The organism is Vibrio hibernica (assembly GCF_015223435.1).
Lineage (GTDB): Bacteria > Pseudomonadota > Gammaproteobacteria > Enterobacterales > Vibrionaceae > Vibrio > Vibrio hibernica.
Genome location: NZ_VHKO01000020.1, coordinates 1 through 23,452, shown reverse-complemented (window position 1 = coordinate 23,452; position 23,452 = coordinate 1). Strand labels below are relative to the sequence as shown.

Annotated in this window: 22 protein-coding genes and 2 tRNA genes; 4 read left to right on the top strand and 20 right to left on the bottom strand. The window is 41.0% G+C overall.

Going from position 1 to position 23,452, the window contains the following annotated elements:
* Window positions 1-156: 156 nt before the first annotated feature.
* From rimI to ubiT, 4 genes are all read right to left on the bottom strand, one after another.
* On the bottom strand, window positions 157-642 hold the full coding sequence (rimI, locus tag FH976_RS09250; protein WP_194090579.1) for a ribosomal protein S18-alanine N-acetyltransferase: 486 nt from the start codon (window positions 640-642) through the stop codon (window positions 157-159).
* 4 nt (window positions 643-646) lie between these two features.
* Entirely contained in the window at window positions 647-1,123 is a 477-nt protein-coding gene (locus tag FH976_RS09245) for a DNA polymerase III subunit psi (RefSeq protein ID WP_324187421.1), read from the bottom strand.
* Between the two features lie 41 nt (window positions 1,124-1,164).
* Entirely contained in the window at window positions 1,165-1,677 is a 513-nt protein-coding gene (locus FH976_RS09240; RefSeq protein WP_194090578.1) for a GNAT family N-acetyltransferase, read from the bottom strand.
* A 97-nt stretch (window positions 1,678-1,774) separates the two neighbouring features.
* Window positions 1,775-2,293 carry a ubiquinone anaerobic biosynthesis accessory factor UbiT gene (ubiT, locus tag FH976_RS09235; protein ID WP_194090577.1) on the bottom strand — a complete coding sequence of 173 codons (519 nt, stop codon included), beginning with the start codon at window positions 2,291-2,293 and terminating at the stop codon, window positions 1,775-1,777.
* 245 nt (window positions 2,294-2,538) lie between these two features.
* Between ubiT and ubiU the strand changes: the two genes are divergently transcribed.
* The gene (gene ubiU / locus FH976_RS09230) at window positions 2,539-3,552 is read left to right on the top strand and encodes a ubiquinone anaerobic biosynthesis protein UbiU (RefSeq protein WP_194090576.1); all 1,014 of its coding nucleotides are present in this window, start codon (window positions 2,539-2,541) and stop codon (window positions 3,550-3,552) included.
* 9 nt (window positions 3,553-3,561) lie between these two features.
* The gene (locus FH976_RS09225; RefSeq protein WP_194090575.1) at window positions 3,562-4,452 is read left to right on the top strand and encodes a U32 family peptidase; all 891 of its coding nucleotides are present in this window, start codon (window positions 3,562-3,564) and stop codon (window positions 4,450-4,452) included.
* A 117-nt stretch (window positions 4,453-4,569) separates the two neighbouring features.
* On the opposite strand, the gene nlpI is transcribed toward FH976_RS09225, so the two are convergent.
* The 15 genes from nlpI to rlmE all read right to left on the bottom strand — a co-directional run bounded on the left by nlpI (window position 4,570) and on the right by rlmE (window position 21,149).
* Window positions 4,570-5,562, bottom strand: a complete 993-nt coding sequence (nlpI, locus tag FH976_RS09220; RefSeq protein WP_194090574.1) for a lipoprotein NlpI — start codon at window positions 5,560-5,562, stop codon at window positions 4,570-4,572.
* A 236-nt stretch (window positions 5,563-5,798) separates the two neighbouring features.
* Window positions 5,799-7,940 carry a polyribonucleotide nucleotidyltransferase gene (gene pnp, locus FH976_RS09215; RefSeq protein WP_194090573.1) on the bottom strand — a complete coding sequence of 714 codons (2,142 nt, stop codon included), beginning with the start codon at window positions 7,938-7,940 and terminating at the stop codon, window positions 5,799-5,801.
* Window positions 7,941-8,367: 427 nt separating this feature from the next.
* Window positions 8,368-8,637: a 30S ribosomal protein S15 gene (gene rpsO / locus FH976_RS09210; RefSeq protein ID WP_194090572.1), complete on the bottom strand. Its 270-nt coding sequence runs from the start codon at window positions 8,635-8,637 to the stop codon at window positions 8,368-8,370.
* Between the two features lie 94 nt (window positions 8,638-8,731).
* On the bottom strand, window positions 8,732-9,685 hold the full coding sequence (gene truB / locus FH976_RS09205; RefSeq protein ID WP_194090571.1) for a tRNA pseudouridine(55) synthase TruB: 954 nt from the start codon (window positions 9,683-9,685) through the stop codon (window positions 8,732-8,734).
* Complete coding sequence (gene rbfA, locus FH976_RS09200) at window positions 9,686-10,087, bottom strand: 30S ribosome-binding factor RbfA (protein ID WP_194090570.1); 402 nt, start codon at window positions 10,085-10,087, stop codon at window positions 9,686-9,688. It abuts the gene before it with no gap.
* Window positions 10,088-10,258: 171 nt separating this feature from the next.
* Window positions 10,259-12,940, bottom strand: a complete 2,682-nt coding sequence (gene infB / locus FH976_RS09195) for a translation initiation factor IF-2 (RefSeq protein WP_194090569.1) — start codon at window positions 12,938-12,940, stop codon at window positions 10,259-10,261.
* Window positions 12,941-12,961: 21 nt separating this feature from the next.
* Window positions 12,962-14,449, bottom strand: a complete 1,488-nt coding sequence (gene nusA, locus FH976_RS09190; RefSeq protein WP_194090568.1) for a transcription termination factor NusA — start codon at window positions 14,447-14,449, stop codon at window positions 12,962-12,964.
* 18 nt (window positions 14,450-14,467) lie between these two features.
* Entirely contained in the window at window positions 14,468-14,923 is a 456-nt protein-coding gene (rimP, locus tag FH976_RS09185; RefSeq protein ID WP_190331757.1) for a ribosome maturation factor RimP, read from the bottom strand.
* A gap of 284 nt (window positions 14,924-15,207) precedes the next feature.
* Window positions 15,208-15,284, bottom strand: a tRNA-Met gene (locus FH976_RS09180).
* A gap of 150 nt (window positions 15,285-15,434) precedes the next feature.
* A tRNA-Leu gene (locus tag FH976_RS09175) sits at window positions 15,435-15,519 on the bottom strand.
* 18 nt (window positions 15,520-15,537) lie between these two features.
* The gene (gene secG / locus FH976_RS09170; RefSeq protein ID WP_194090567.1) at window positions 15,538-15,891 is read right to left on the bottom strand and encodes a preprotein translocase subunit SecG; all 354 of its coding nucleotides are present in this window, start codon (window positions 15,889-15,891) and stop codon (window positions 15,538-15,540) included.
* A gap of 247 nt (window positions 15,892-16,138) precedes the next feature.
* The gene (glmM, locus tag FH976_RS09165) at window positions 16,139-17,476 is read right to left on the bottom strand and encodes a phosphoglucosamine mutase (RefSeq protein WP_194090566.1); all 1,338 of its coding nucleotides are present in this window, start codon (window positions 17,474-17,476) and stop codon (window positions 16,139-16,141) included.
* Window positions 17,477-17,520: 44 nt separating this feature from the next.
* On the bottom strand, window positions 17,521-18,363 hold the full coding sequence (gene folP / locus FH976_RS09160; protein ID WP_194090565.1) for a dihydropteroate synthase: 843 nt from the start codon (window positions 18,361-18,363) through the stop codon (window positions 17,521-17,523).
* Between the two features lie 130 nt (window positions 18,364-18,493).
* Entirely contained in the window at window positions 18,494-20,470 is a 1,977-nt protein-coding gene (gene ftsH / locus FH976_RS09155; RefSeq protein ID WP_228767388.1) for an ATP-dependent zinc metalloprotease FtsH, read from the bottom strand.
* A gap of 49 nt (window positions 20,471-20,519) precedes the next feature.
* Window positions 20,520-21,149 carry a 23S rRNA (uridine(2552)-2'-O)-methyltransferase RlmE gene (gene rlmE / locus FH976_RS09150; RefSeq protein WP_194090563.1) on the bottom strand — a complete coding sequence of 210 codons (630 nt, stop codon included), beginning with the start codon at window positions 21,147-21,149 and terminating at the stop codon, window positions 20,520-20,522.
* A 148-nt stretch (window positions 21,150-21,297) separates the two neighbouring features.
* On the opposite strand from rlmE, the gene yhbY reads away from it, so the two are divergent.
* Window positions 21,298-21,594 (top strand): ribosome assembly RNA-binding protein YhbY, encoded by a 297-nt coding sequence (yhbY, locus tag FH976_RS09145; RefSeq protein WP_153447563.1) that lies wholly within the window; start codon window positions 21,298-21,300, stop codon window positions 21,592-21,594.
* A 104-nt stretch (window positions 21,595-21,698) separates the two neighbouring features.
* Here the strand turns inward: yhbY and greA are convergent, their stop codons facing one another.
* A complete protein-coding gene (greA, locus tag FH976_RS09140; protein WP_194090562.1) occupies window positions 21,699-22,172 on the bottom strand; it encodes a transcription elongation factor GreA in 474 nt (157 codons plus the stop codon).
* Window positions 22,173-22,692: 520 nt separating this feature from the next.
* On the opposite strand from greA, the gene FH976_RS09135 reads away from it, so the two are divergent.
* Window positions 22,693-23,452, top strand: a 760-nt coding sequence (locus FH976_RS09135) for a porin (RefSeq protein ID WP_194090561.1), incomplete at its 3' end; no start/stop codon positions are given.

The window sequence follows — 23,452 nt, the reverse complement described above, 5'->3', positions numbered from 1 at the left end:
AAGGTGTATCGGGAAGACTGAATTCGCTCTTAAAAACAAAATTTGCTCTTAGAAACAAACCAGACCTTAAAAACAAACTTGCTCTTGAAAACAAACCTGCTCTTGAAAATAAACCTAGCTAGATGGGGCGAATTATACGCAAAAATGGTGATAACTCTAGCTGAAAGGATTAAATCCACTATCTAATAAAAGGTTCATGATAATGGCATCTTCTTTCCCATGCTTAGCGGTGGCCGATGGATAATAATTAATGCGACGATCCATCTCATTAAAACCTAGCGCCTCATAAAGATAATAGGCACCTTTGTTGCTCGCACGAACTTCAAGCCAAATACTTTCCGCTTCTCGTTGCTCACTGTATTCAATTAAATGCTCAACTAAGGCGCGACCGTAGCCTTTTCCTTGCTGATTAGGATCAACCGCAATGGTCAGTAATGTCACTTCCCCGACCACATTCTGACAATAAAGGTAGCCAACTAATTGTTTATCTACCCACAAACCAAACTGATATTTAGATGAGTTTGGGGTGTTCTTATGTGATAAGTCTCGGATCATAGTTTCAGACCACGGATGACTATGCGCTTGTTGTTCAATTGCCCATACACTATCAAGATGAGAAGCAATAAGAGGAAGAATGGTCATAAGATCACTTTTGATAAGAACAAATTTGTTGCCATAGTTGGCGACGGTGTTGAATATCGGTTGGAATATCGCTAAGAGAAACTGAATTTAATACTTGTAACCCATCAAGTTCAAAATGTATTGCCGATTCACGTTGTTCCTCATCAGATAACGCTGTGCCTGCAAACCAAATCCACACTAACTGATGATGCGTGACCTGTGATAGTTGTGCAGGTGTAACATGCAAGGCTTGGTCTAGATTCAACTTCATACTAGCCAGTACTTTAGCAAACAAAACTGCCTCATCACCAGTAGGAATAGAATCGGCTACCAACAATAAAGCGCAAGGTTTCGGTAGAGAAAAGCTACGTTGTTCTACGCCTTGCAATCGTTCTGGATGAGCAAGTTCCCAAATATCTACGCCCATTTCTTGCAATTTTTGTCTTTCGATCAATATTTGGCTACCGAGTAATGACTCATTGGGTTTAGAACTGGTATTCACATCGACACTCGCATTTTGTTAGATAAAAATGAAAACAACAATTACTCGCTGAATTCAGGGCTATATTCTACCAAACCTGCTTTACCTGCAAAAGTATCATCAATTAATGGCAATACTTGAAATGTGCCAGTTTGATATTCAGGCGAAGTATTATAAATAGACATTAAGCCCATAGATTCTCCATCTTGAAACCCGAAACGAGAATAATAATTAGATTCGCCAAACACCACACAAGCCGAGTAACCTAATTCATATAAAGAATCGAGGCCATATTTAATCAAAGCTTCCGCTATGCCTTGTTTGCGATATGGCTCATGAACAGAAACAGGCATTAAACCTTGCCAACCGAAATCCTCACCATCGAGCGTTACTGGAGTAAACAACGCATGACCAATCACTTCACCCTCATCGGTACAAGCCACAATTGACAAAGTAAAACGGCTATTCTCTCGTAATACACGCACCAATTTCGCTTCATTTTTGGTTGGGAAGGTACTTTTTAGTAATGAATCAATTGTCAGAATATCGGCTGGAGCTTCAGTTCTAATTTGCATAATTTACCTCTAATTTGAGAACGAGATTGTACTCTTAAATGAGACAAGAGTCGTAATTAAATCAGTCATACAACTTAAAACAAAGCGCGACAAGAGTTTATGCTATAGAGGTCGCTTGATGATTATTGCTTGGCTGTGATCCTTTGTGCACAAATTCAGCCAACTGCACTAACGCATAAGTTAGCGGCTTAGGCAGTGAATCAAGATCGATGCTATCCATTAGATTCTTAACTTCAAGCCCCAGCTCTGTATCGCCTTCAATCTTCAAGCGACGCTGAAAAAATAACGTATCCGGATCCTCTTTACGACCAGCAATTAAAATCAGATCGTTTAAACAACCAGAAAAACTCACATCTTCCGTCTGTTCTTTATCGGAAACGACAAGTTGATCGTGCTGAAAGCTGATCATCCAAGCAACATTAAGATCATTGATCGCGACTTTCAGCCATCGATCTTGCAGAAACTCAAAGTCGCCATCTTCAAGTGCTTCATGAAATACTTGCTTTAATGACTCCAATAAAGCTTTGTCTTGCAAGCGTTTTGGCAGTAATTGTACCGGTGTTTTGAGTATGCGGGCTGCATTAGCAACCATATGAGAACGTATAGATAAAAACATAACCACTCCTAAAATTAATATCCACACTTTAATTTATTAGAAATAACCTTCTCTGAGATGAATCAAAGAATGAGTATCTAGTTGCGAAAATACTCATAAATAGCAAAGCACCTACCCCTTTATGATATTTATCTACAAAAATACTGACTCACAGACGCTGATCGCAACAAACCTGCCTTATATCAATTCTCTAGCAATCAAACTGAATAAAATATCGGGTAAATTCTGAATGAAAGGTTTAATGGATGGAACTTCTTTGTCCTGCTGGCAATTTACCAGCGCTCAAAACCGCCATAGATTGTGGCGCAGATGCGGTATATATCGGCTTTAAAGATGACACCAATGCACGCCATTTTGCGGGGCTTAATTTTAGCGGCAAAAAACTCGATAAAGCGGTGGAATATGTGCATGATCACAACAAAAAAATCCATATCGCACTCAATACTTTTGCTCATCCAAATGGTTTTCATCGATGGACTAACGCAGTAGACCAAGCAGCTCAACTCGGAGTTGATGCGTTGATTGTCGCTGATATCGCCTTGCTAGAATATGCCGCCACCCATTATCCTAAAATGGAGCTGCATTTATCCGTACAAGCCTCCGCTACGAATAGTGCTGCGATTGCCTTTTATGCTAACAACTTCAATGTAAAACGTGTCGTTCTTCCCCGCGTGTTATCCATTCACCAAGTCAAACAGCTATCGCGTAATATCCCTGATCATGTTGAGCTTGAAGTCTTTGCGTTTGGTAGTTTATGTATTATGGCGGAAGGCCGTTGCTATTTATCCTCTTACATGACGGGTGAATCCCCTAATACCGTTGGTGCGTGTTCTCCGGCTAAGTATGTTCGCTGGCAAGAAACCGAATCGGGACTTGAATCTCGCTTAAGTGACATTCTTATTGATAAATACCGTGAAGGTGAGAATGCGGGGTATCCAACCTTATGTAAAGGGAGATTTGACATCAATATCACTGGAAACAATCAGCGTTATCATGTACTTGAAGAACCAACTAGCCTAAATACTTTATCGATGTTACCTGAGTTATTCGCCGCAAATGTTGCTTCAGTCAAAATAGAAGGCCGCCAACGCAGCCCGGCTTATGTAGAGCAAGTGACGCGAACATGGCGAGCCGCGATTGATCGCTACCTTGCAAGCCCTGAAAATTATCATGTAGAACCTCACTGGGATACTGCTTTGGCTAATGTATCAGAAGGTACTCAAACCACACTTGGTGCTTATCATCGTAAATGGCAATAAGGAAACAAGATGAACTCTGAACAATCACTCAAATACTCACTCGGTCCTTTATTGTATTTCTGGGCGAAAAATGATGTAGAAAGCTTTTATCAACAAGCCCAAAACAGCCCTGCTGATATTATCTATTTAGGGGAAACTGTGTGCTCAAAGCGCCGAGAAATAAAACCTAAGCATTGGTTTGATATGGCTAAAGATTTAGCGGACTCAGGCAAACAAGTCGTGTTATCCACCATGGCATTATTGGAAGCACCCAGCGAAGTCAATATTATGAAAAGGTATGTGGATAATGGTGACTTTTCGATTGAGGCCAACGATGTATCTGGTATTCAGCTGGCCTCGGAATCCAAAGTACCGTTTGTCGTTGGGCCTGCGGTCAATACCTATAATGCACACACATTAAAACTGTTTGCTAGACAAGGGATGATTCGCTGGTGCATGCCAGTGGAATTATCGCGAGATTGGCTGATTAACGTATTAACACAATGCGATGAACTCGGTATCCGTGGTCAATTTGAAGTAGAAGTATTCAGCCATGGTTACTTACCTTTAGCCTACTCTGCTCGCTGTTTTACTGCTCGCGCAGAAGATAAAGGTAAAGATGATTGCGAGACTTGCTGCATAAAATACCCAACTGGAATTCAAGTATTGAGCCAAGAGGGTCAAGAAGTGTTTAACTTAAATGGCATTCAAACTCAGTCCGGCTATTGCTACAACTTAGGTAATGATTTAGTGAGTATGCAAGGCTTAGTAGATGTAGTGCGTTTGAGTCCACTTGGTATTAATACTCTCTCAACACTCTCTCAATTTAAAGCAAATGAACAAGGACAATCGCCGTTAGAAATCGAATCTCGTGAGTGCAATGGTTACTGGCATAAACTTGCAGGTTTAGCGCTGGCTTAATTTCCTCTCATCGATGTCATTTACTACGCTGTAATTTTATATGCTTAAGCTTCGTTCATGGGAACAAAAAAGAGGACTCAAAGTCCTCTTTAATCTAACAATACCACCGTATCTAACTTAAGAATGAGAAACTGGCTCAGTCTTTTTTTGAGTCGATGGTTTCGTCTCATTGCTTGATTTTGGCGGTTGTTCGCTAGGTGTGCTTTTTGGTGCCGCTGCTGGTGCTTCTGATTTTTCCTGTTTCTCTTGCAACGTATTAAAAATACGACCTAATTCCAAAAATGCGTATTTATGCTCTGAGAACTGATACACATTCATAGAAAGGGATAGTTTATACAAAGCAATCGCATTAGCATAATTGCCTTCATACTGGTTACGCTTTGCTAGATAAAAGTATATTTCGGTAAGCTTTTGAGCTAATTCAATATTATCTCGGGTACTTGTTGCCGCTGACTTTAAAATACTTTCCTCTGTTTCTTTTTTCAAAGTTAACCCAACCAATTGCCAGCCCCATTGTTGATCTTTATTAGCGTAACGTGCCGCTAAAGTATCGGTAGCTTTTTTAGCGTCTTGTTCACGTTCCATATAATATAACCACAATGCGCGATACGGATCATCTGGCGCTTTATTATAGTTTTTAGTCATATCTTGAACGGCAAGATCAAAACGATCGGCATAATACAAAGCAATAGCACGATTTCGCTCGGAATATTCATTAGTAGGATCAAGCTCTAAACTTGAATCAAAGGCATCAAATGCGGAATCATAATCACCCATTTGAGTAAAATAGACACCCAGCATATTGAATACTTCTGGCTGTTTAGGATCCAGTTTAAGAGAACGTTCATAATCTACACGAGCTAAATCAGCAAGCCCTACGCTATCCAAATATTGCCCTCTCTCGGTAAATATTTTAGCACGGGTTCCGTTATCAATATCTTTGCGAAATATGAGTTGATTTAAACGCGCAATTTGTACTTCTTGCTGAATAGCAGGTTGAAGAGGAACCGCTAGCGGAGGATAAGACCACGCAATATTTGAATTACCGCTGTTAGCGCAGCCGACTAATAAAAAGGCGGTAACAAGGCTTAACCATTTAAAATATTTCACTAATTGAGTACTCCTTTACAGTACATTCGCTTTATAAAGCAATATACACGTTGTTGTGCAATCAAACTACCTCTACAGAAAGATAGCTTCTAGTAAATTGAACTTAATAGAAGGTAGCCAAAACGTATTTTAAGAACACTATCTAACTCAAAAAATACATATAAAAAAAGAGGAGCGCAATGCTCCTCTTTCATTATTCAAATTATTTTCTTAGCAAAAAGAAAGATAAAAAAGAATTACTCAGCTGATGGTTCAACTGTCTCTTCCGTTTTTTCTACTGCTTCTTTCATGCTTAGACGAACACGGCCTTGACGGTCAATTTCAAGTACTTTAACTTGAACTTCTTGACCTTCAGTTAGGTAGTCCGCCACTTTCTCGATGCGCTTATCAGCAATTTGAGAAATATGAACTAGACCATCTTTACCAGGAAGAATTGTTACGAATGCACCAAAATCAGCTAGACGAGCAACAACACCTGAATAGATGCGACCAACTTCAACTTCTGCTGTAATTTCTTCAATACGACGAATCGCTTCTTTCGCGGCTTTACCTTCAGTGGCGGCAATTTTAATTGTGCCATCATCACCGATTTCAATCGTAGTGCCCGTCTCTTCAGTAAGAGCACGGATCACAGCGCCACCTTTACCGATCACGTCTTTGATTTTCTCAGAGCTGATCTTCATGGTGTAAATACGTGGAGCAAATTCAGAAATTTCTTCACGAGCGCCAGAAATCGCTTCATCCATTACTGAAAGGATGTGCTTACGTGCACCTTGAGCTTGGTTAAGCGCAATTTGCATGATTTCTTTAGTGATGCCTTCGATTTTGATGTCCATTTGAAGTGCAGTGATACCTTGATTAGTACCCGCTACTTTAAAGTCCATGTCACCTAAGTGATCTTCATCGCCAAGGATGTCAGAAAGAACAACGAAATCATCGCCTTCTTTAACAAGACCCATTGCGATACCCGCAACAGAAGCTTTAATTGGAACACCAGCATCCATAAGCGCTAGAGAAGTACCACAAACAGACGCCATTGAAGACGAACCGTTTGATTCTGTAATTTCAGAAACAACACGTACTGTGTATGGGAATTCTTCAACAGAAGGCATTACTGCTGCGATACCACGTTTTGCTAATTTACCATGGCCGATTTCACGACGCTTAGGTGAACCAACGAAACCAGTCTCACCCACACAGTATGGAGGGAAGTTGTAGTGTAGAAGGAAGTGATCTTTCTTCTCACCTAGTAAGCTATCGATGATTTGTGCATCACGTTGTGTACCAAGCGTTGCAGTAACAAGCGCTTGAGTTTCACCACGAGTAAACAAAGAAGAACCGTGTGTACGAGGAAGAACACCCGTACGAACGTCTAGTGCACGAACCATATCTTTTTCACGGCCATCAATACGTGGTTGACCAGCAATAATGCGGCTACGTACGACATTTTTTTCCAAATCATGGAAAATAGCGTGAATTTCTTTTGGATTCAGATCAGCATTTTCAGCTAATAATTTATCTTTCACTTCAGCACTGATTGCATGAATGCGATCATAACGCGCCATTTTTTCAGTGATTTGGTAAGCTTCAACAACTTGAGTTTCTGCTAACTCAGCAATTTTTGCTTTTAATTCTGTGTTTTCAGCAGGCGCTACCCAGTTCCACGAAGGAGTTGCGACTTCTGCTGCAAATTCGTTAATAGCAGTAATCACTGTTTGTTGTTGGTCGTGGCCGTAAACCACTGCCGCTAACATTTCTTCTTCAGTTAGGTTGTCAGCTTCTGACTCAACCATTAATACCGCGCCAGCAGTACCGGCAACTACTAGGTCTAGTTTAGAAGACTCAAGTTCAGTTTGGCTTGGGTTAAGAACTAATTCACCATTGATATGGCCAACACGTGCCGCACCGATAGGGCCATTGAATGGTACACCAGAGATAGCAAGAGCTGCAGACGTTGCGATCATTGTGATCATGTCTGGTTGGATATCAGGATTTACAGAAACAACCGTTGCAATAACTTGAACTTCGTTTTTGAATGCTGATGGGAAAAGAGGACGAATTGGACGGTCAATAAGACGAGCCGTCAATGTTTCGCCTTCAGAAGGACGTCCTTCACGCTTAAAGAAACCACCAGGAATTTTACCCGCAGCGTAAGTACGCTCTTGGTAGTTAACCGTTAATGGGAAGAAGTCTTGACCTTCAACTGCATCTTTTTTTGCTACAACAGAGACGAATACTGAAGTGTCATCCATGCTTGCCATAACAGCCGCAGTTGCTTGACGAGCCATTACGCCCGTTTCTAGAGTAACGGTATGGTTACCGTACTGGAATTTTTTTACGATTGCTTTCACGTAAAGATCCTTAATTAATAATTTCATTGAGTTAAATGCTCTGAGATTACTTTACCAATCGCGACTAATAGCAGGTTTTTCTTATCTATATCATCGTATTAAAAACGAATTAAGCAAAAAACTGTTATTAGTCGCGACCTTAATGGTCGACATCGGTGACTGTAAAGCTAACCAACAGAGGTCTATCCCCACTTTCTCGCTAAACTAATAGCAAATAAAGCGAAAACAAACGAGACATAGTATAAACCAGATGAGTTGAAATGTCTTATTTCGAACAACAGAATATGCTTTAGATATAGATGAAATGTTTTTTTGCTCAAATAGCAGACACAAAAAAAGGAGCCGAAGCTCCTTTTTCTCAAGTGTCTGTTTATTTATATCCGCTAATGGAAACCCCAAACGTCAATTAATAAAACAAATACTTTCTAATCTGGGTATCAAACCAAACGACGAATTAACGACGTAGGCCAAGACGCTTGATTAGTGCGAAGTAACGCTCTAGGTTTTTACCTTTAAGGTAGTCTAGAAGTTTACGACGGCGAGAAACCATACGTAAAAGACCGCGACGGCTGTGGTGATCGTGTTTATGATCAGCAAAGTGACCTTGTAGGTGGTTGATAGAAGCAGTAAGTAGTGCTACTTGTACTTCTGGTGAACCTGTATCGCCTTCAGCTTGTGCGTAATCTGCAACGATTGCTGCTTTAGTTTCTGCATTCAGAGACATAATGCTCTCCTAATAAGAGTTAGTTTATAAAAATGTGATAGCCAATCTCTGATTCAGCCATCACGCGAAGCGCGGATTATAGGGGAAGCTAGCCTTAATCGCAAGGAGTTTCATTTCTAAAAACAACCAAACGCTTTGGTGCTACTCGACCATCATTATCGATGTGGGCAATACCAATAAAAGTACGCTCATCACCCATGGTCATACGAACCACGCCTTCCGAAGGTGAACCTGCAATTTGCACCGGCTGACCATGCTGAACAAAGTCAGCCATACTCACTGTCATATTCACTTCAGGCAAGTCAGCCACTGCGGTATCCATAGGAAGAAGCAATGGATCTAATAACTCACGAGGTTCAATACCTTGCTCTTCAGCCTGAGCCACTAAAGCTTGAAGTTGTTCTAGTGTCACCATTTTTTCTGCTGGATAATGTGATACACCAATTCGACGTAAATACGTCACATGAGCGCCACAACCCAACATTTCACCTAAGTCATCGGTGATCGTACGAATGTAAGTACCTTTAGAGCAATGCACTTCCATTTCAACTTCATGACCATCAAAACGAATGAGACTGATTTCAAACACGGTAATTTTTCGCGATTCACGTGGGACCTCAATGCCTTGACGTGCATATTCATACAAAGGCTTCCCTTGATACTTTAATGCAGAAAACATCGATGGAATTTGATCGGTCGTGCCACGAAACTTCGCAATACAACGCTCAAGTAGACCACGATCTACTTTCACTTCACGAGTTTGAACCACTTCACCATCAGAGTCTGAGGTATCGGTACGCTCACCCAGTTTAGCAACGACACAATAACGTTTATCGGAATCAAGTAAGAATTGAGAGAACTTCGTTGCTTCACCTAGGCAAATAGGCAGCATACCTGTAGCCAATGGATCGAGAGCACCAGTATGACCCGCTTTCTCTGCAAAGTAGATACGTTTGATTTTTTGCAACGCATCATTAGAGCTGATACTAGTTGGCTTATCTAATAATAAAACGCCATCAATAGGACGACCACGACGTCTACGTGCCATCTATTCTTCTCCTTCGCCCTCACGGCCCGCTTCTTTCTTACGAAGATTGTCACTACTCACGACTTCACTTACCAAGTTAGAAAGGCGCATACCTTCAGTTAAGGTATTATCGTAAGTAAAACGAACTTCAGGAGTAAGGCGTAAGCGAATACGCTTCCCTAACGTCATGCGAACCGCAACTTCATGCTCTTTTAAAGCAGCAAGGCTTGATTCAGGCGTTTGTTCACCGACACATAAAAAAGTCACAAACACTTTTGCATAAGCCAGATCACGGGACACTTCAACATCAGAAATGGTCACCATTCCAATACGAGAATCACGTACATCACGCTGTAAAATAGAAGCGAGTTCTTTTTGCAATTGTTGTGCGACACGTTGCGCACGGCTAAATTCTTTTGACATATTTTTTCTCACATCTGTACATTTAAAAAATAAACACTAAATCAGTAAGTATTATTTAAGCGTCATAACAGAAAGAATGGGGAGCAAAAGCCCCCCATTGTGTATTTAAGTCTTATGTTTTAATAGCTTAACCATATTTCAGTCAGCGATTAAATCATACAGTATTGTCAATTAGTCAAGAGTACGTTTGATTTCAACGATTTCGAATACTTCAATTTGGTCACCAGCACGAACATCATTATAGTTCTTAACACCGATACCACATTCGTAACCGTTACGAACTTCTTGTACATCATCTTTAAAGCGACGTAATGACTCAAGCTCACCTTCATAAATAACGATATTATCACGAAGTACACGGATTGGGTTATTACGCTTAATCAAACCTTCAGTTACCATACAACCTGCGATTGCACCAAGCTTAGGTGACTTGAACACATCACGAACTTCAGCAAGACCAATAATTTCTTGTCTAAATTCAGGTGCAAGCATACCACCCATCGCATGTTTAACTTCATCAAGCAATTGGTAAATAATTGAGTAATAACGTAGGTCTAGCCCTTCATTCTCAACAGTACGACGAGCTGAAGCATCCGCACGAACATTGAAGCCAAGCAAGATAGCACTAGAAGCAGCCGCAAGTACTGCGTCTGTTTCAGTAATACCACCAACACCAGAACCAACGATATTCACTTTAACTTCGTCAGTTGACAGTTTGAGTAATGACTCAGCAATCGCTTCAACAGAACCTTGAACGTCAGCTTTCAATACAACGTTAAGCTCTGCAATTTCACCAGCTTCCATGTTAGAGAACATGTTTTCAAGTTTTGATTTTTGTTGACGAGCTAATTTAACATCGCGGAATTTACCTTGACGGTAGTTCGCTACTTCACGAGCTTTACGCTCATCACGAACTACAGTAGCTTCATCACCTGACGCTGGAACACCAGATAAACCAAGGATCTCAACCGGGATAGATGGTCCTGCTGAATCAATGTCTTTACCATTTTCATCACGCATCGCACGAACACGGCCGTATTCTTGGCCACAAAGAACAATATCACCTTTACGTAAAGTACCCGCTTGTACCAATACAGTAGCAACTGGACCACGACCTTTATCAAGACGAGATTCGACTACAACACCAGATGCCATACCATCGGTAACCGCTTTAAGTTCAAGAACTTCAGATTGAAGTAAAATTGCTTCTAGCAGACCTTCGATATTAGTACCAACTTTGGCTGAGATGTGGACAAATATGTTCTCGCCACCCCATTCTTCTGGAATTACATCGTATTGAGCAAGCGCATTTTTAACGTTATCAGGGTTAGCGCCTTCTTTATCTATTTTGTTTACCGCAATAATCAAAGGAACGCCAGCCGCTTTTGCATGCTGAATCGCTTCAACTGTTTGTGGCATAACACCATCATCGGCAGCAACAACAAGAACTACGATATCAGTCGCTTGAGCACCACGAGCACGCATTGATGTAAACGCTGCGTGTCCAGGAGTATCCAAGAATGTGATCATGCCATTGTCAGTTTCAACGTGGTATGCACCAATGTGCTGAGTAATACCACCCGCCTCACCAGATGCAACACGACTGCGGCGAATGTAATCCAGTGTTGATGTTTTACCGTGGTCAACGTGACCCATGATGGTCACAACTGGTGCACGAGATATTGCTTCAGTTGAGTCATCACGATCAAATAGGATCGCTTCTTCTAATTCGTTTTCTTTACGAAGAATAACCTTATGACCCATTTCTTCAGCAACGAGTTGCGCTGTTTCTTGGTCAATCACTTGGTTGATGGTCGCCATTGCGCCCATTTTCATCATCGTTTTAATAACTTCAGTTCCTTTTACTGACATTTTATTTGCCAGTTCAGAAACGACAATCGTCTCACCAATCACAACGTCAGATTTTGCTACCGTTGCTGATTTGTCAAAACCATGCTGCATTGAAGTCGGTTTAGCCAATTTACCTTTACGGTTATTACGACCACCACGAGCGCCGCGACTATTGCCAGCAGGACGCTCTTCTTTTTTCGCAGGTTTTTTCTTCTTGGGACGATTTGCTTCACTACGGCGATCAGCTTCATCTTCAGCAGCTCGAGCATGCACATTAGTCGTTACATGATAATCTGCATTTTCAGATTCTTTCTTCTTCTTCTCTTCCTCTGACCAACGAACTTCGTTATCTTCTGCCAGTTTACGAGCTTCTTCCACCAGTTTTTTTGACTCCACTTCCGCTTTACGCTGAGCTTCCTCATCTTGACGACGCTTTAATGCTTCCGCTTCTTTTTTAGCGGCATCATGCTTTGCTTTTTCTTCTGGTGAACGTTTAGCTGCTGCTTTAACTTCTTCAGCTTTTACTTTCTCTGCTGCTACTTCTTGCTTCAATTTATCTTCCGCTTCACGTTTTGCTTTTGCTTCGGCTTTCGCTGATGCTTCTTGCTGTGCTTTTTCTTCAGCAGCATGCTTTGCTACTTCTTCCGCTTCACGAGCCGCTTGAGCTTCTTCCTCACGCTTCGCTTCTTCATCAACTGAAGTACGCTTAACATAAGTTCGTTTTTTACGTACTTCTACTTGTACTTCTTTGCTTTTACCGCCACCAGCAGACACATTTAATGTGCTTTTAGTTTTGCGTTGTAGCGTTAAACGTGTTGGTTCAGAGTCACCTGAATTATCGCCATGTTCTTTTTTTAGGTGCGTTAAAAGCGTTTGCTTTTCTGCATCAGTAACATTGTCTGTGCTGGTTTTTTTCATACCAGCATCAGCAAGCTGTTCTACTAAGCGTTCAACTGGTGTTCCAATTTCTTCGCTAAGTGCTTTCACTGTCAGTTCTGTCATACTGCTTTCTCCTTGCTGAAATTATTCTTCGTCGCCAAACCAGCAAATGTTACGAGCAGCCATAATAAGCTCTCCCGCACGTTCTTTGCTTAGACCTTCGATGTCTTCTAAGTCATCAGTGCCTTGGTCGGCTAAATCTTCTAAAGTCACTACGCCGTTCGCGGCAAACTTAAACGCTAATTCGCGTTCTAGACCGTCAAGAGCAAGTAGATCTTCAGCAGGTTCTAACCCTTCAAATGATTCTTCTTGAACAAGTGCTAATGTCGTTAATGCATTTTTTGCACGAGCACGTAGCTCTTCAACGAGATCTTCTTCAAGACCATCAACTTCTAATAACTCACTTACTGGTACATAAGCGATTTCTTCTAATGTAGAGAAACCTTCTTCGACCAATAATTCAGCAAAGTCTTGTTCAATATCTAAATGTTTCATGAAGTTTTCGATAGCTGCTACCGATTCTTCTTGATGCTTAGTATTAAGATCCGCGACCGTCATAACATTCAGTTCCCAACCCGTTAGTTGAGAGGCTAAACGGACGTTTTGACCGCTACGACCAATTGCTTGAGCGAGATTATCCGCTTCAACGGCAATATCCATTGAGTGTGTATCTTCATCAACAATGATTGAAGCTACATCAGCAGGCGCCATTGCATTGATAACAAACTGTGCTGGATTATCATCCCATAGCACGATATCAATACGCTCACCACCAAGCTCACCAGAAACAGCTTGTACGCGTGCGCCACGCATACCAACACACGCACCAACTGGGTCGATACGACGATCATTGGTTTTTACGGCAATTTTAGCGCGTGAACCAGGATCGCGAGCCGCCGCTTTAATTTCAATTAACTCTTCACCAATTTCTGGCACTTCAATGCGGAAAAGTTCAATCAGCATTTCTGATTTTGAGCGAGTTAAAAATAATTGGAAGCCGCGAGCTTCAGGTTTTACGGCGTAAAGCAGACCACGAACACGGTCACCCGGGCGTAGATTTTCACGTGGCAATTGGTCTTCACGTAAAATCACAGATTCCGCGTTATTACCTAAATCAACAATAACCGCATCACGGTTCGCTTTTTTAACAACACCCGTAACTAATTCACCTTCATTATCGATGAACTGTTCTACGATTTGAGCACGTTCAGCTTCACGAACTTTTTGTACAATCACTTGTTTCGCTGTTTGCGTTGTAATACGGTCAAATGTTACTGACTCCATATCATCTTCAACGTAATCACCTAATTCAACAGATTCATCGTCATATTGAGCCGCTTCAATTGAGATTTCCTTAGTTGGAAATTCAACTTCTGCAACCACTAACCAACGGCGCCATGTGTCAAAGTTGCCAGTTTTACGATCGATCTCAACACGAACTTCAATTTCGTGTGGACTTTTTTTCTTTGTTGCCGTGGCTAAAGCAGTTTCTAACGCTTCAAAAATACGCTCACGAGGAACAGCCTTTTCGTTCGAAACAGCTTCAACAACCGCTAAAATTTCTCTGTTCATGTTCTCGCCTCTTCAGACTTAAAATTTTGGTATCAGGTTAGCTTTAGAGATATTACTCAAAGCAAATTGTTCTGGTTGACCATCTACGGTAACAGTTACGATTTCACCTTCAATGGCCGAAATCACCCCTTTCCACTTACGGCGATTGTTCACCGCCATTTTAAGTACCACGTTCACGTCGTGATCGATGAACTGCTGATAATGTGCAGGCTTAAACAGTGGACGTTCTAAACCTGGTGATGAAACTTCTAAGTTGTAAGCGACAGTAATAGGATCTTCAACATCCATGACAGCGCTAACTTGACGACTCACTTCTGCGCAGTCATCAACATTTATGCCATTTTCATGGTCAATAAAAATTCGTAACGTTGAGTGTTCACCCGCACGGATAAACTCTAAACCGACTAATTCATAACCCGATGCAGCAACAGGCGCATCAAGTAGTTCTGTTAATTGTTTTTCTAAACCAGTCATTCATATCTCCGGAAAAAAAAACTGTGCAATAAAGTCAAAAACAGGATTGCCAGAAACAAAAAAAGGGCATTCAGCCCATTTCAAATACCACGCAAAATCTGACTTAACCATTGATTTATAAGTAAATTAATCAAACAATTCAACTCAAAAACCAATGCACAGATAATAAAAAACCCCGATAATCGAGGTTTTTTATTGCTGGACCCTGATATCACCAAGCTAAAGTTTAGCCTAGCCTGTAATTAAAACTAAATTCAATTACAAATCGGACCCACAAAATAAAGTGGTTGCGGGAGCAGGATTTGAACCTACGACCTTCGGGTTATGAGCCCGACGAGCTACCATACTGCTCCATCCCGCGTCCGGTAGCATCATTAAAGTTGATGCTGACTTTGCTTGGTTAATTAAAAACCAAACTCAAAACTTTGTTTCAACGAGCGGTATTATACCAACAGATTGTAACTTTACAAGTTTTGTAGAACATTAAGCTAAAGATTAACTTAAATAAACATGGTGCCGAGAGGGGGACTTGAACCCCCACACCATAAGGCACTAGCACCTCATGCTAGCGTGTCTACCAATTTCACCATCTCGGCATTTTAATCGTTAAACACTTACTCAGGAATATCTGAATTACTCTTTACTGGAGCAGCAGAAACTTCATCTGTAGAAGTATTTTTAACACTTTCTGTTTTTTGCTCAATACCTACACTTGGTGCGGCCCATTGAGAATCTTCTTTAGCAGTCGACAAGTGCCCAAGCACTAAACTAAGAATAAAGAAAATTATTGCAAATATTGCAGTTGAACGAGTAAGGAAGTTACCTGAACCACCAGAACCGAATACGGTATTTGATGCTCCAGCTCCGAACGAAGCTCCCATGTCTGCGCCTTTACCTTGTTGAATTAACACAAGGCCAATAACACCAAGCGCTGCAACAAGATAAATCACAAGTAGAACTGTTAACATTTTTCCACCTATGCTTTTAAAATTTCAGGGTTGCATTGGAAAACCAAAAACAACGCACCTCCCTAGTGAGGCGGTGAGATACTATCGAAACCTTAGGTCAGTGACAAGCTAAAAATGATAAAATAATGCGAGTTCTTATCTAAACGCTTAAAAAACTCGCAAAATATAAATTATCCTTTTTAATTAAAACAATAAACTTAATGTTAAAAGGATTAAGAGAGAACTTAAAAGTCCTCCACTTGCTTTCTTAACAACTTCTTTTGACTTGTTCAGCAATAGCGATAGCACTACTTTGCACTAATTCAGCGTCTTCGCCCTCAACCATTACTCGAATTAAAGGTTCTGTTCCTGATTTACGCAATAGAACTCGACCTTTATCACCAAGCTGCTTTTCAACTTGTATCACCGCAGCTTTAACTTCCGGTGTTTCTAATGGGTCATTCCCGCCTGAAAAACGTATATTCTCCAGTACCTGAGGGTAAAGTGTCATTCCTGATGCCAAAACATTTAACGAGAGCTTACTACCAACAACAGAAGCCAATACTTGCAATGCAGCAACAATGGCATCGCCAGTCGTGACTTTATCTAATAAAATAACATGCCCTGAATTTTCAGCGCCAATCTTCCAACCTTTTTCCAAAAGTTGCTCCATAACATAGCGATCACCAACTTTAGAACGAACAAATGGAATGCCGAGTTGTTTTAAACCATTTTCCATACCTAAATTGGTCATGAGAGTTCCAACAACCCCCCCCTTCAACTCACCACGACGAAGGGCATCACGTGCAATAATATAAGCTATCTGATCGCCGTCAATTTTATTCCCAAGCTCATCAACCATGATAATGCGATCGCCATCGCCATCAAACGCTAAACCTAAATCGGCTTTCTCTTCTAATACTTTAGCTTGCAGAGCACGAACATCTGTCGCTCCAACTTGTTCATTGATATTCAAACCATTTGGTTCACAACCAATTGTAACAATGTCAGCCCCTAGCTCGGTAAAAACGCTTGGAGCAATATGGTACGTCGCACCATGAGCGCAATCGATAACAATTTTCAATCCAGACAAACTTAACTCGTTAGGGAAAGTGCTCTTACAAAATTCGATATAACGGCCTGCAGCATCAACCAACCGCTTGGCTTTGCCTAAATACGCTGATTCTACGCACTCAATATCTTTCTCTAATTCAGCTTCAATCGCTAATTCGATATCATCTGGTAACTTAGTCCCTTCTGAAGAGAAAAATTTAATTCCGTTGTCATAATATGGATTATGTGAGGCTGAAATTACAATACCAGCTTCCGCGCGAAATGTTTGAGTCAAATAAGCAACTGCAGGTGTCGGCATCGGGCCGGTCAGCACCGCTTTCAATCCAGCAGCAGCAAGACCAGCCTCTAGTGCTGACTCCAACATATAGCCAGATATTCGCGTATCTTTACCAATAATAACTTGTTTTGTACCTTGCTTAGCCAATACTCGCCCAGCAGCCCAGCCCAATCTCAAAATAAAATCAGGGGTAATTGGAAACTGTCCCACCTTGCCACGCACGCCATCGGTACCAAAATATTTTCTTTCAGACATTGTATAACCACCCTTATCCAGCAAAATTTTAATCAGTCATTTATTTATAAAGCAAATAGTTCATTTATTTGTGTCGCTTTTAATACACGCAAGGCATCTTGGGTGGCGACTACATCATGAACACGAATTATTTGAGCCCCCTGTTGAGCGGCAAGTGTTGCACACACTACGCTGCCTACTATTGCCTCTGAGGTAGGTTTACCTAACAGTTTTGTGATCATCGATTTACGTGACATTCCTGCCAAAACGGGAACACCAAATTGGTGAAAGTGCTTAAAGTGAGCCAATAGGTGATAGTTATGTTCAATCGTTTTTCCAAAACCGAAACCTGGGTCGATAATAATATTACGCTTATTAATGCCTGCCGCTATACAAACATCAATACGCTGTTGCAGGAAATCACAGACTTCTTGCAAGACATCATGATACTGGGGGTTATTCTGCATCGTTCTAGGTTGACCTTTCATATGCATGATGCACACCGGTATATTAGCGTTAGCGACAACTTCCAATGCATCATCATCTTGCAATGCTCTAATATCATTAACAATATCGATGCCAGCTTCAATTCCAGCAATCATTACGGCTGTTTTATTGGTATCTAGCGAAATCCAGACATCAAAGTTTTCCCGAATTGCTTTAATTAAAGGAATGACTCGATTTAGCTCATCATTAAGTGACACTTCAGCGGCGCCTGGGCGAGTAGATTCACCACCAATGTCAATGATAGTGGCACCTGCCATGATCATCGATTGAACATGATCCATCGCGTCATTAAATTGATTGAACTTACCTCCGTCAGAGAAGGAGTCGGGGGTGATATTGAGTATCCCCATGATTTGGGGGTCACTTAAGTCAAGCTGCTTGTTTTTATACGTTAACTTCATAACAGAGTTCATAATGTGGTGTGTTGATACGATATCTAGCCAAGATAATAATGCATCGTTATAGAAAGTATATTAGCCAGATGGAAAAAGCCCCGATATCAATCAGGGCTTTTGGTCATTAACGCAATAATTAAGAATCTTTTTTCGATTCTGTTTGGTCTTTGGTTGTATTGTCATCAGAGACTTTATCTTCAGACTCAACAGAAGTATCACTATCAGACTCAGCTTGTTCTGGTTCAGAATTAGCCGCCGTTTCAGGTGATTTGACGTCAGAGTCTGGTTTTGATGTATCCTGATCCCCCCAACCTTGGGGAGCACGAATAGTATCACTACGATTCATCAAATCATCAATCTGACCAGCATCAATCGTTTCATACTTCATCAATGCATCTTTCATTGAATGCATGATATCCATATTGTCTTCTAAAACTTGTTTTGCTCGATCATAGTTTCGATCAATTAACATCCGAATTTCTTCATCAATCAAACGAGCTGTTTCATCAGAGATTTGCTTTGGCTTAGGCATGTAACCATTATTTTCATTTTCAGAATAAAGCAATGGGCCTAAATTTTGAGAAAAGCCCCATTCAGTGACCATTCTACGAGCAATATCTGTTGCACGTTCAATATCGTTTGAAGCACCGGTTGATATTTTATCTTGTCCATAAATCAACTCTTCCGCTAAACGTCCACCATATAAGCTCGATATCATCGATTCTAAATGCTGACGACTCATGCTCACTCGATCTTGCTCTGGTAGGTACATCGTAACACCAAGCGCGCGGCCACGAGGGATAATAGACACCTTGTAAACAGGATCATGTTCCGGCATTAGACGGCCAACAATGGCATGCCCAGCTTCGTGATAAGCGGTTGAGGCTTTTGTCTCTTCGGTTAATACCATAGAACGACGTTCAGCACCCATCATGATTTTATCTTTGGCTAGTTCAAACTCGACCATTGATACATTACGCTTATTACCACGCGCAGCAAATAATGCAGCTTCGTTAACTAAGTTTGCAAGATCAGCACCAGAGAACCCTGGCGTGCCACGAGCAATCAATGCTGGTTCAACATTATCACCGAGAGGTACCTTACGCATATGTACTTTTAAAATCTGCTCACGACCACGAATGTCGGGTAATCCAACCACTACTTGGCGGTCAAAACGTCCTGGACGTAACAATGCCGGATCGAGCACATCGGCGCGGTTGGTTGCCGCGACGACAATAACGCCTTCATTGCCTTCAAAACCATCCATTTCAACCAGCATTTGGTTTAGAGTTTGTTCACGCTCATCATTACCACCACCAACACCTGCTCCACGCTGGCGGCCGACAGCATCAATTTCATCAATGAAGATGATGCAAGGTGACGCTTTCTTAGCCTGCTCGAACATATCACGCACACGAGACGCACCAACACCCACAAACATCTCAACAAAATCAGAGCCTGAAATACTAAAGAATGGTACTTTGGCTTCACCTGCAATCGCTTTAGCAAGTAAGGTTTTACCTGTGCCTGGGGGCCCTACCAATAAAACACCCGTTGGAATCCTACCGCCTAATTTTTGGAAACGTGTCGGATCACGCAGATAATCCACTAATTCTTTCACGTCTTCTTTTGCTTCATCACAACCGGCAACATCGGCGAACGTGGTTTTAATCTGATCTTCGCCCATCATTTTGGCTTTACTTTTACCAAAAGACATCGCGCCTTTACCACCAGCGCCGCCTTGCATCTGACGCATGAAGAAAATCCATACACCAATCAGTAAGATCATTGGGAACCAAGAAATGAATATAGTGCTTAGCAAACTTTGCTGCTCAGGTGGGGTACCTGTCACTTTTACATTTTCATTGATCAAATCATCAAGCAGTTTATTGTCGTACACTGGCATGTACGTAACGTTACGAGAGTTATCAGTACGGACAAAGGTAATTTCTCGATCCTTGAACTTTGCTTCTCGGACTTGGCCTTGACCAACGTCTTTTACAAAGGATGTGTAATCAATTGCTTTTCCGTTACTGTCCCCAGGCCCAAAGCTCTGGAAAACTGACATCAAAACTACGGCGATTACTAGCCATAAAATTAAATTTTTTGCCATGTCACTCAAGGTGTCAGCCTCTCGGTTCACTAATTTGAAAAATAGGGTACTACAGTTTATATCCTGTAGCCACAATGTATACCTCACGAGAACGAGCACGTGAAGAGTCTGGTTTTCTTATTCTTACACTTTTAAACATGTCTCTTACATCTTTAACGTACTGATCAAAGCCTTCACCTTGAAATACTTTAACGACAAAACTACCATCTGGTGCTAGAACTTGTCGACACATATCCAACGCCAACTCGACCAAATACATCGCTCTTGGTTGATCTACAGCTTGATTTCCACTCATATTAGGCGCCATATCAGACATCACCACATCAACCATATCTGGTTGAATACGTTCTAATAACGCCCCTAAAACGGCCTCTTCACGAAAATCGCCTTGCAAGAAACTTACCCCTGCAATGGAATCCATCGATAAAATGTCACAAGCTATGACTTGTCCTGAATCACCTACGATACCAACCGCATATTGCGACCAACCACCCGGCGCAGCCCCTAAATCGACCACTGTCATTCCCGATTTAATCAATCTATCTTTTTCTTGAATCTCTTCAATTTTAAAGATTGCACGAGAGCGGTAGCCTTTTTTTTGCGCTTCAGCTACATACTTATCATCAAAGTGCTCTTGTAACCAACGACCCGAGCTTGCGGAATGTTTTTTCTTACTCATTTTAACCCTAATACTTAACAAACTGCTTCTGCTAAATAGGTAAAATGCAGAAGGACCGACAGAAACTATTCAGAATAGATAGTCTTCCCGAATAGATGGCGTTAAAATAGAACTTTTCAACCCTTATACAACAAAAAATGGCCGAACAATGAATCTAAGCACCAAACAAAAGCAGCACTTAAAAGGACTAGCTCACAGTTTAAAACCTGTAGTGCTAATGGGCGCAAATGGATTAACTGAAGCTGTTCTCGCGGAAATTGAACTCGCACTGAATCATCATGAGCTAATCAAAATCAAAGTTGCTTCTGAAGACAGAGAAACTAAGCAGTTGATTATAGACGCGATTGTTCGTGAAACAAAAGCAGAAAAAGTACAAACTATCGGTAAAGTCCTAGTTTTATTCCGTCAATCTGAACAACGTAAAATCGAAATCCCTCGTAAGTAGCGGATATTCAGATAAAAAGGTACAAAAAAGGCCACGGTTGAAGTGGCCTTTTTAATTGAACTATTTTACAGATGTTTACATTATTATTTTAAGACCAAATCGGACTAAATATAACTCACTGCAATAATTTCAAAATCTTTTTCACCACCTGGCGTAGAAATAACGACTTCATCACCGTCCATTTTACCAATGAGCCCACGAGCAATAGGTGAACTCACTGAAATTTTGCCTTGTTTAATATTGGCTTCATCATCACCAACAATCTGGTATTTGACTTCTTTATCAGTATTAACATCCAACAAGGTTACCGTAGTGCCAAAAATCACTTTACCGGTATTATCCATTTTGCTCACATCAATGACTTGAGCTACCGATAATTTATATTCAATATCTCGAATTTGCGCTTCACAAATGCCTTGCTCTTCTCGAGCTGCATGGTATTCCGCATTTTCTTTTAAATCACCCAATTCACGAGCTTCAGCTATCGCTTGCGTAATGATTGGTCGACGCTTTAATAATGCATCTAATTCAACACGTAGAGCTTGTTCGCCGCTCACGGTCATTGGCACTTTTTCCATTTTATACCTCACTCCAAAGCTACGCTTTAGACAGTAAAAGCCCCCTCAACTTATTGCTGAGCGGGTGATGTTAATAACATGATGTTTTCACAGTGTAATTAATCTTAATATGTACGTCACGTTAAAACTCTCGTTATGATCAGTTTTTGCTCCTAAAGCCTCAAATACTCACCGATATAACCTATGGTCCAACCTGGATATTTCAAAATAAATCATAAAACAACAACTCAACTGCATTTATAATGGAACTTTTTAATTGATTGATTAAAAAGAACTTACCATTAATTTTAACAATAGAAAGGCACGAGATTGCGTGCTTTTTATGAAATTTTATAACTTTTGACTTTTACCTACTCTTTGTTCCGCGTAAAAAGGCAACTTATAAGCAAACTATTGCTTATAGATTACGTTAAGGCATAGCAAACATTACGTAGCAAGATGCTCGTAATAAGGAAGAGAAGAAGCCACGAGAATACGTGCTCTTTTATTTTATGGAAAATACATCACTAGGATTATTAAAATGAACAAAACAATACTTGCATTAGCAGTGGCCGCTGCAGCAATTTCAACCGCAGCATCAGCAGCAACTATTTATAAAGACAACACTTCAACGTTAAACATGGGTGGCCGTGTTGAAGTTCGTGCTAACTTTTCTGATGCAAATAAAAGCCCTGAAGACGACAACCGATACCAAGATGCATCTCGTGTCCGTTTAAATATTGGCGGTGAACAAAAACTGAATGAAGACATTTCTTTTATTGGTTTTACTGAATTTGAATTAAAAGAAAATTCCGATCCTGTTGGTGATGATGTGAGCATGAATACACGTTACCTATACGCTGGTATGCAATCACAACGTTTCGGTGCATTAACCTACGGTCATCAAGATAACGCATTCACTTATCTAACAAACTTTACCGATATGGCACAAGTTTACAGTGGCTATATTAATGAATACAACGTTGCAACTTCAGATCGCGCTAACGGTGTATTACGCTATGCTTACAGCGCTGATAAATTAACGATTCAAGCCAGTGTTCAAGGCGATTCTGACTCTGACGGTTCAGCTATAGGTAACACAATACTAGGCGATAATGACTCTAGTGCACCAATGCAAAATGCAGATGGTTTTGGCATTATTGGGGCATATAAATTAACAGACACATTGGAACTTGGTCTAGGTTACGCTCAAGTCGATGCAAATATCTCTGGGTCTGATGTTGATAGCACTGGCGACAACAACACTTACACTGCAGCATTAAAGTACACGAACGAAGGTG

Bases quoted from the DNA above. Each gene is read 5' to 3' on its own strand.
- greA (WP_194090562.1), bottom strand. From the start codon at position 22,172: ATGGAAAAAGTGCCAATGACCGTGAGCGGCGAACAAGCTCTACGTGTT.
- secG (WP_194090567.1), bottom strand. From the start codon at position 15,891: ATGTTAACAGTTCTACTTGTGATTTATCTTGTTGCAGCGCTTGGTGTT.
- rbfA (WP_194090570.1), bottom strand. From the start codon at position 10,087: ATGTCAAAAGAATTTAGCCGTGCGCAACGTGTCGCACAACAATTGCAA.
- folP (WP_194090565.1), bottom strand. From the start codon at position 18,363: ATGAAGTTAACGTATAAAAACAAGCAGCTTGACTTAAGTGACCCCCAA.
- rlmE (WP_194090563.1), bottom strand. From the start codon at position 21,149: ATGAGTAAGAAAAAACATTCCGCAAGCTCGGGTCGTTGGTTACAAGAG.
- FH976_RS09225 (WP_194090575.1), top strand. From the start codon at position 3,562: ATGAACTCTGAACAATCACTCAAATACTCACTCGGTCCTTTATTGTAT.
- ftsH (WP_228767388.1), bottom strand. From the start codon at position 20,470: ATGGCAAAAAATTTAATTTTATGGCTAGTAATCGCCGTAGTTTTGATG.
- truB (WP_194090571.1), bottom strand. From the start codon at position 9,685: ATGGCACGTAGACGTCGTGGTCGTCCTATTGATGGCGTTTTATTATTA.
- infB (WP_194090569.1), bottom strand. From the start codon at position 12,940: ATGACAGAACTGACAGTGAAAGCACTTAGCGAAGAAATTGGAACACCA.
- glmM (WP_194090566.1), bottom strand. From the start codon at position 17,476: ATGTCTGAAAGAAAATATTTTGGTACCGATGGCGTGCGTGGCAAGGTG.
- rimP (WP_190331757.1), bottom strand. From the start codon at position 14,923: ATGACTGGTTTAGAAAAACAATTAACAGAACTACTTGATGCGCCTGTT.
- pnp (WP_194090573.1), bottom strand. From the start codon at position 7,940: ATGAAATTATTAATTAAGGATCTTTACGTGAAAGCAATCGTAAAAAAA.
- FH976_RS09240 (WP_194090578.1), bottom strand. From the start codon at position 1,677: ATGCAAATTAGAACTGAAGCTCCAGCCGATATTCTGACAATTGATTCA.
- rimI (WP_194090579.1), bottom strand. From the start codon at position 642: ATGACCATTCTTCCTCTTATTGCTTCTCATCTTGATAGTGTATGGGCA.
- ubiU (WP_194090576.1), top strand. From the start codon at position 2,539: ATGGAACTTCTTTGTCCTGCTGGCAATTTACCAGCGCTCAAAACCGCC.
- yhbY (WP_153447563.1), top strand. From the start codon at position 21,298: ATGAATCTAAGCACCAAACAAAAGCAGCACTTAAAAGGACTAGCTCAC.
- nusA (WP_194090568.1), bottom strand. From the start codon at position 14,449: ATGAACAGAGAAATTTTAGCGGTTGTTGAAGCTGTTTCGAACGAAAAG.
- ubiT (WP_194090577.1), bottom strand. From the start codon at position 2,293: ATGTTTTTATCTATACGTTCTCATATGGTTGCTAATGCAGCCCGCATA.
- rpsO (WP_194090572.1), bottom strand. From the start codon at position 8,637: ATGTCTCTGAATGCAGAAACTAAAGCAGCAATCGTTGCAGATTACGCA.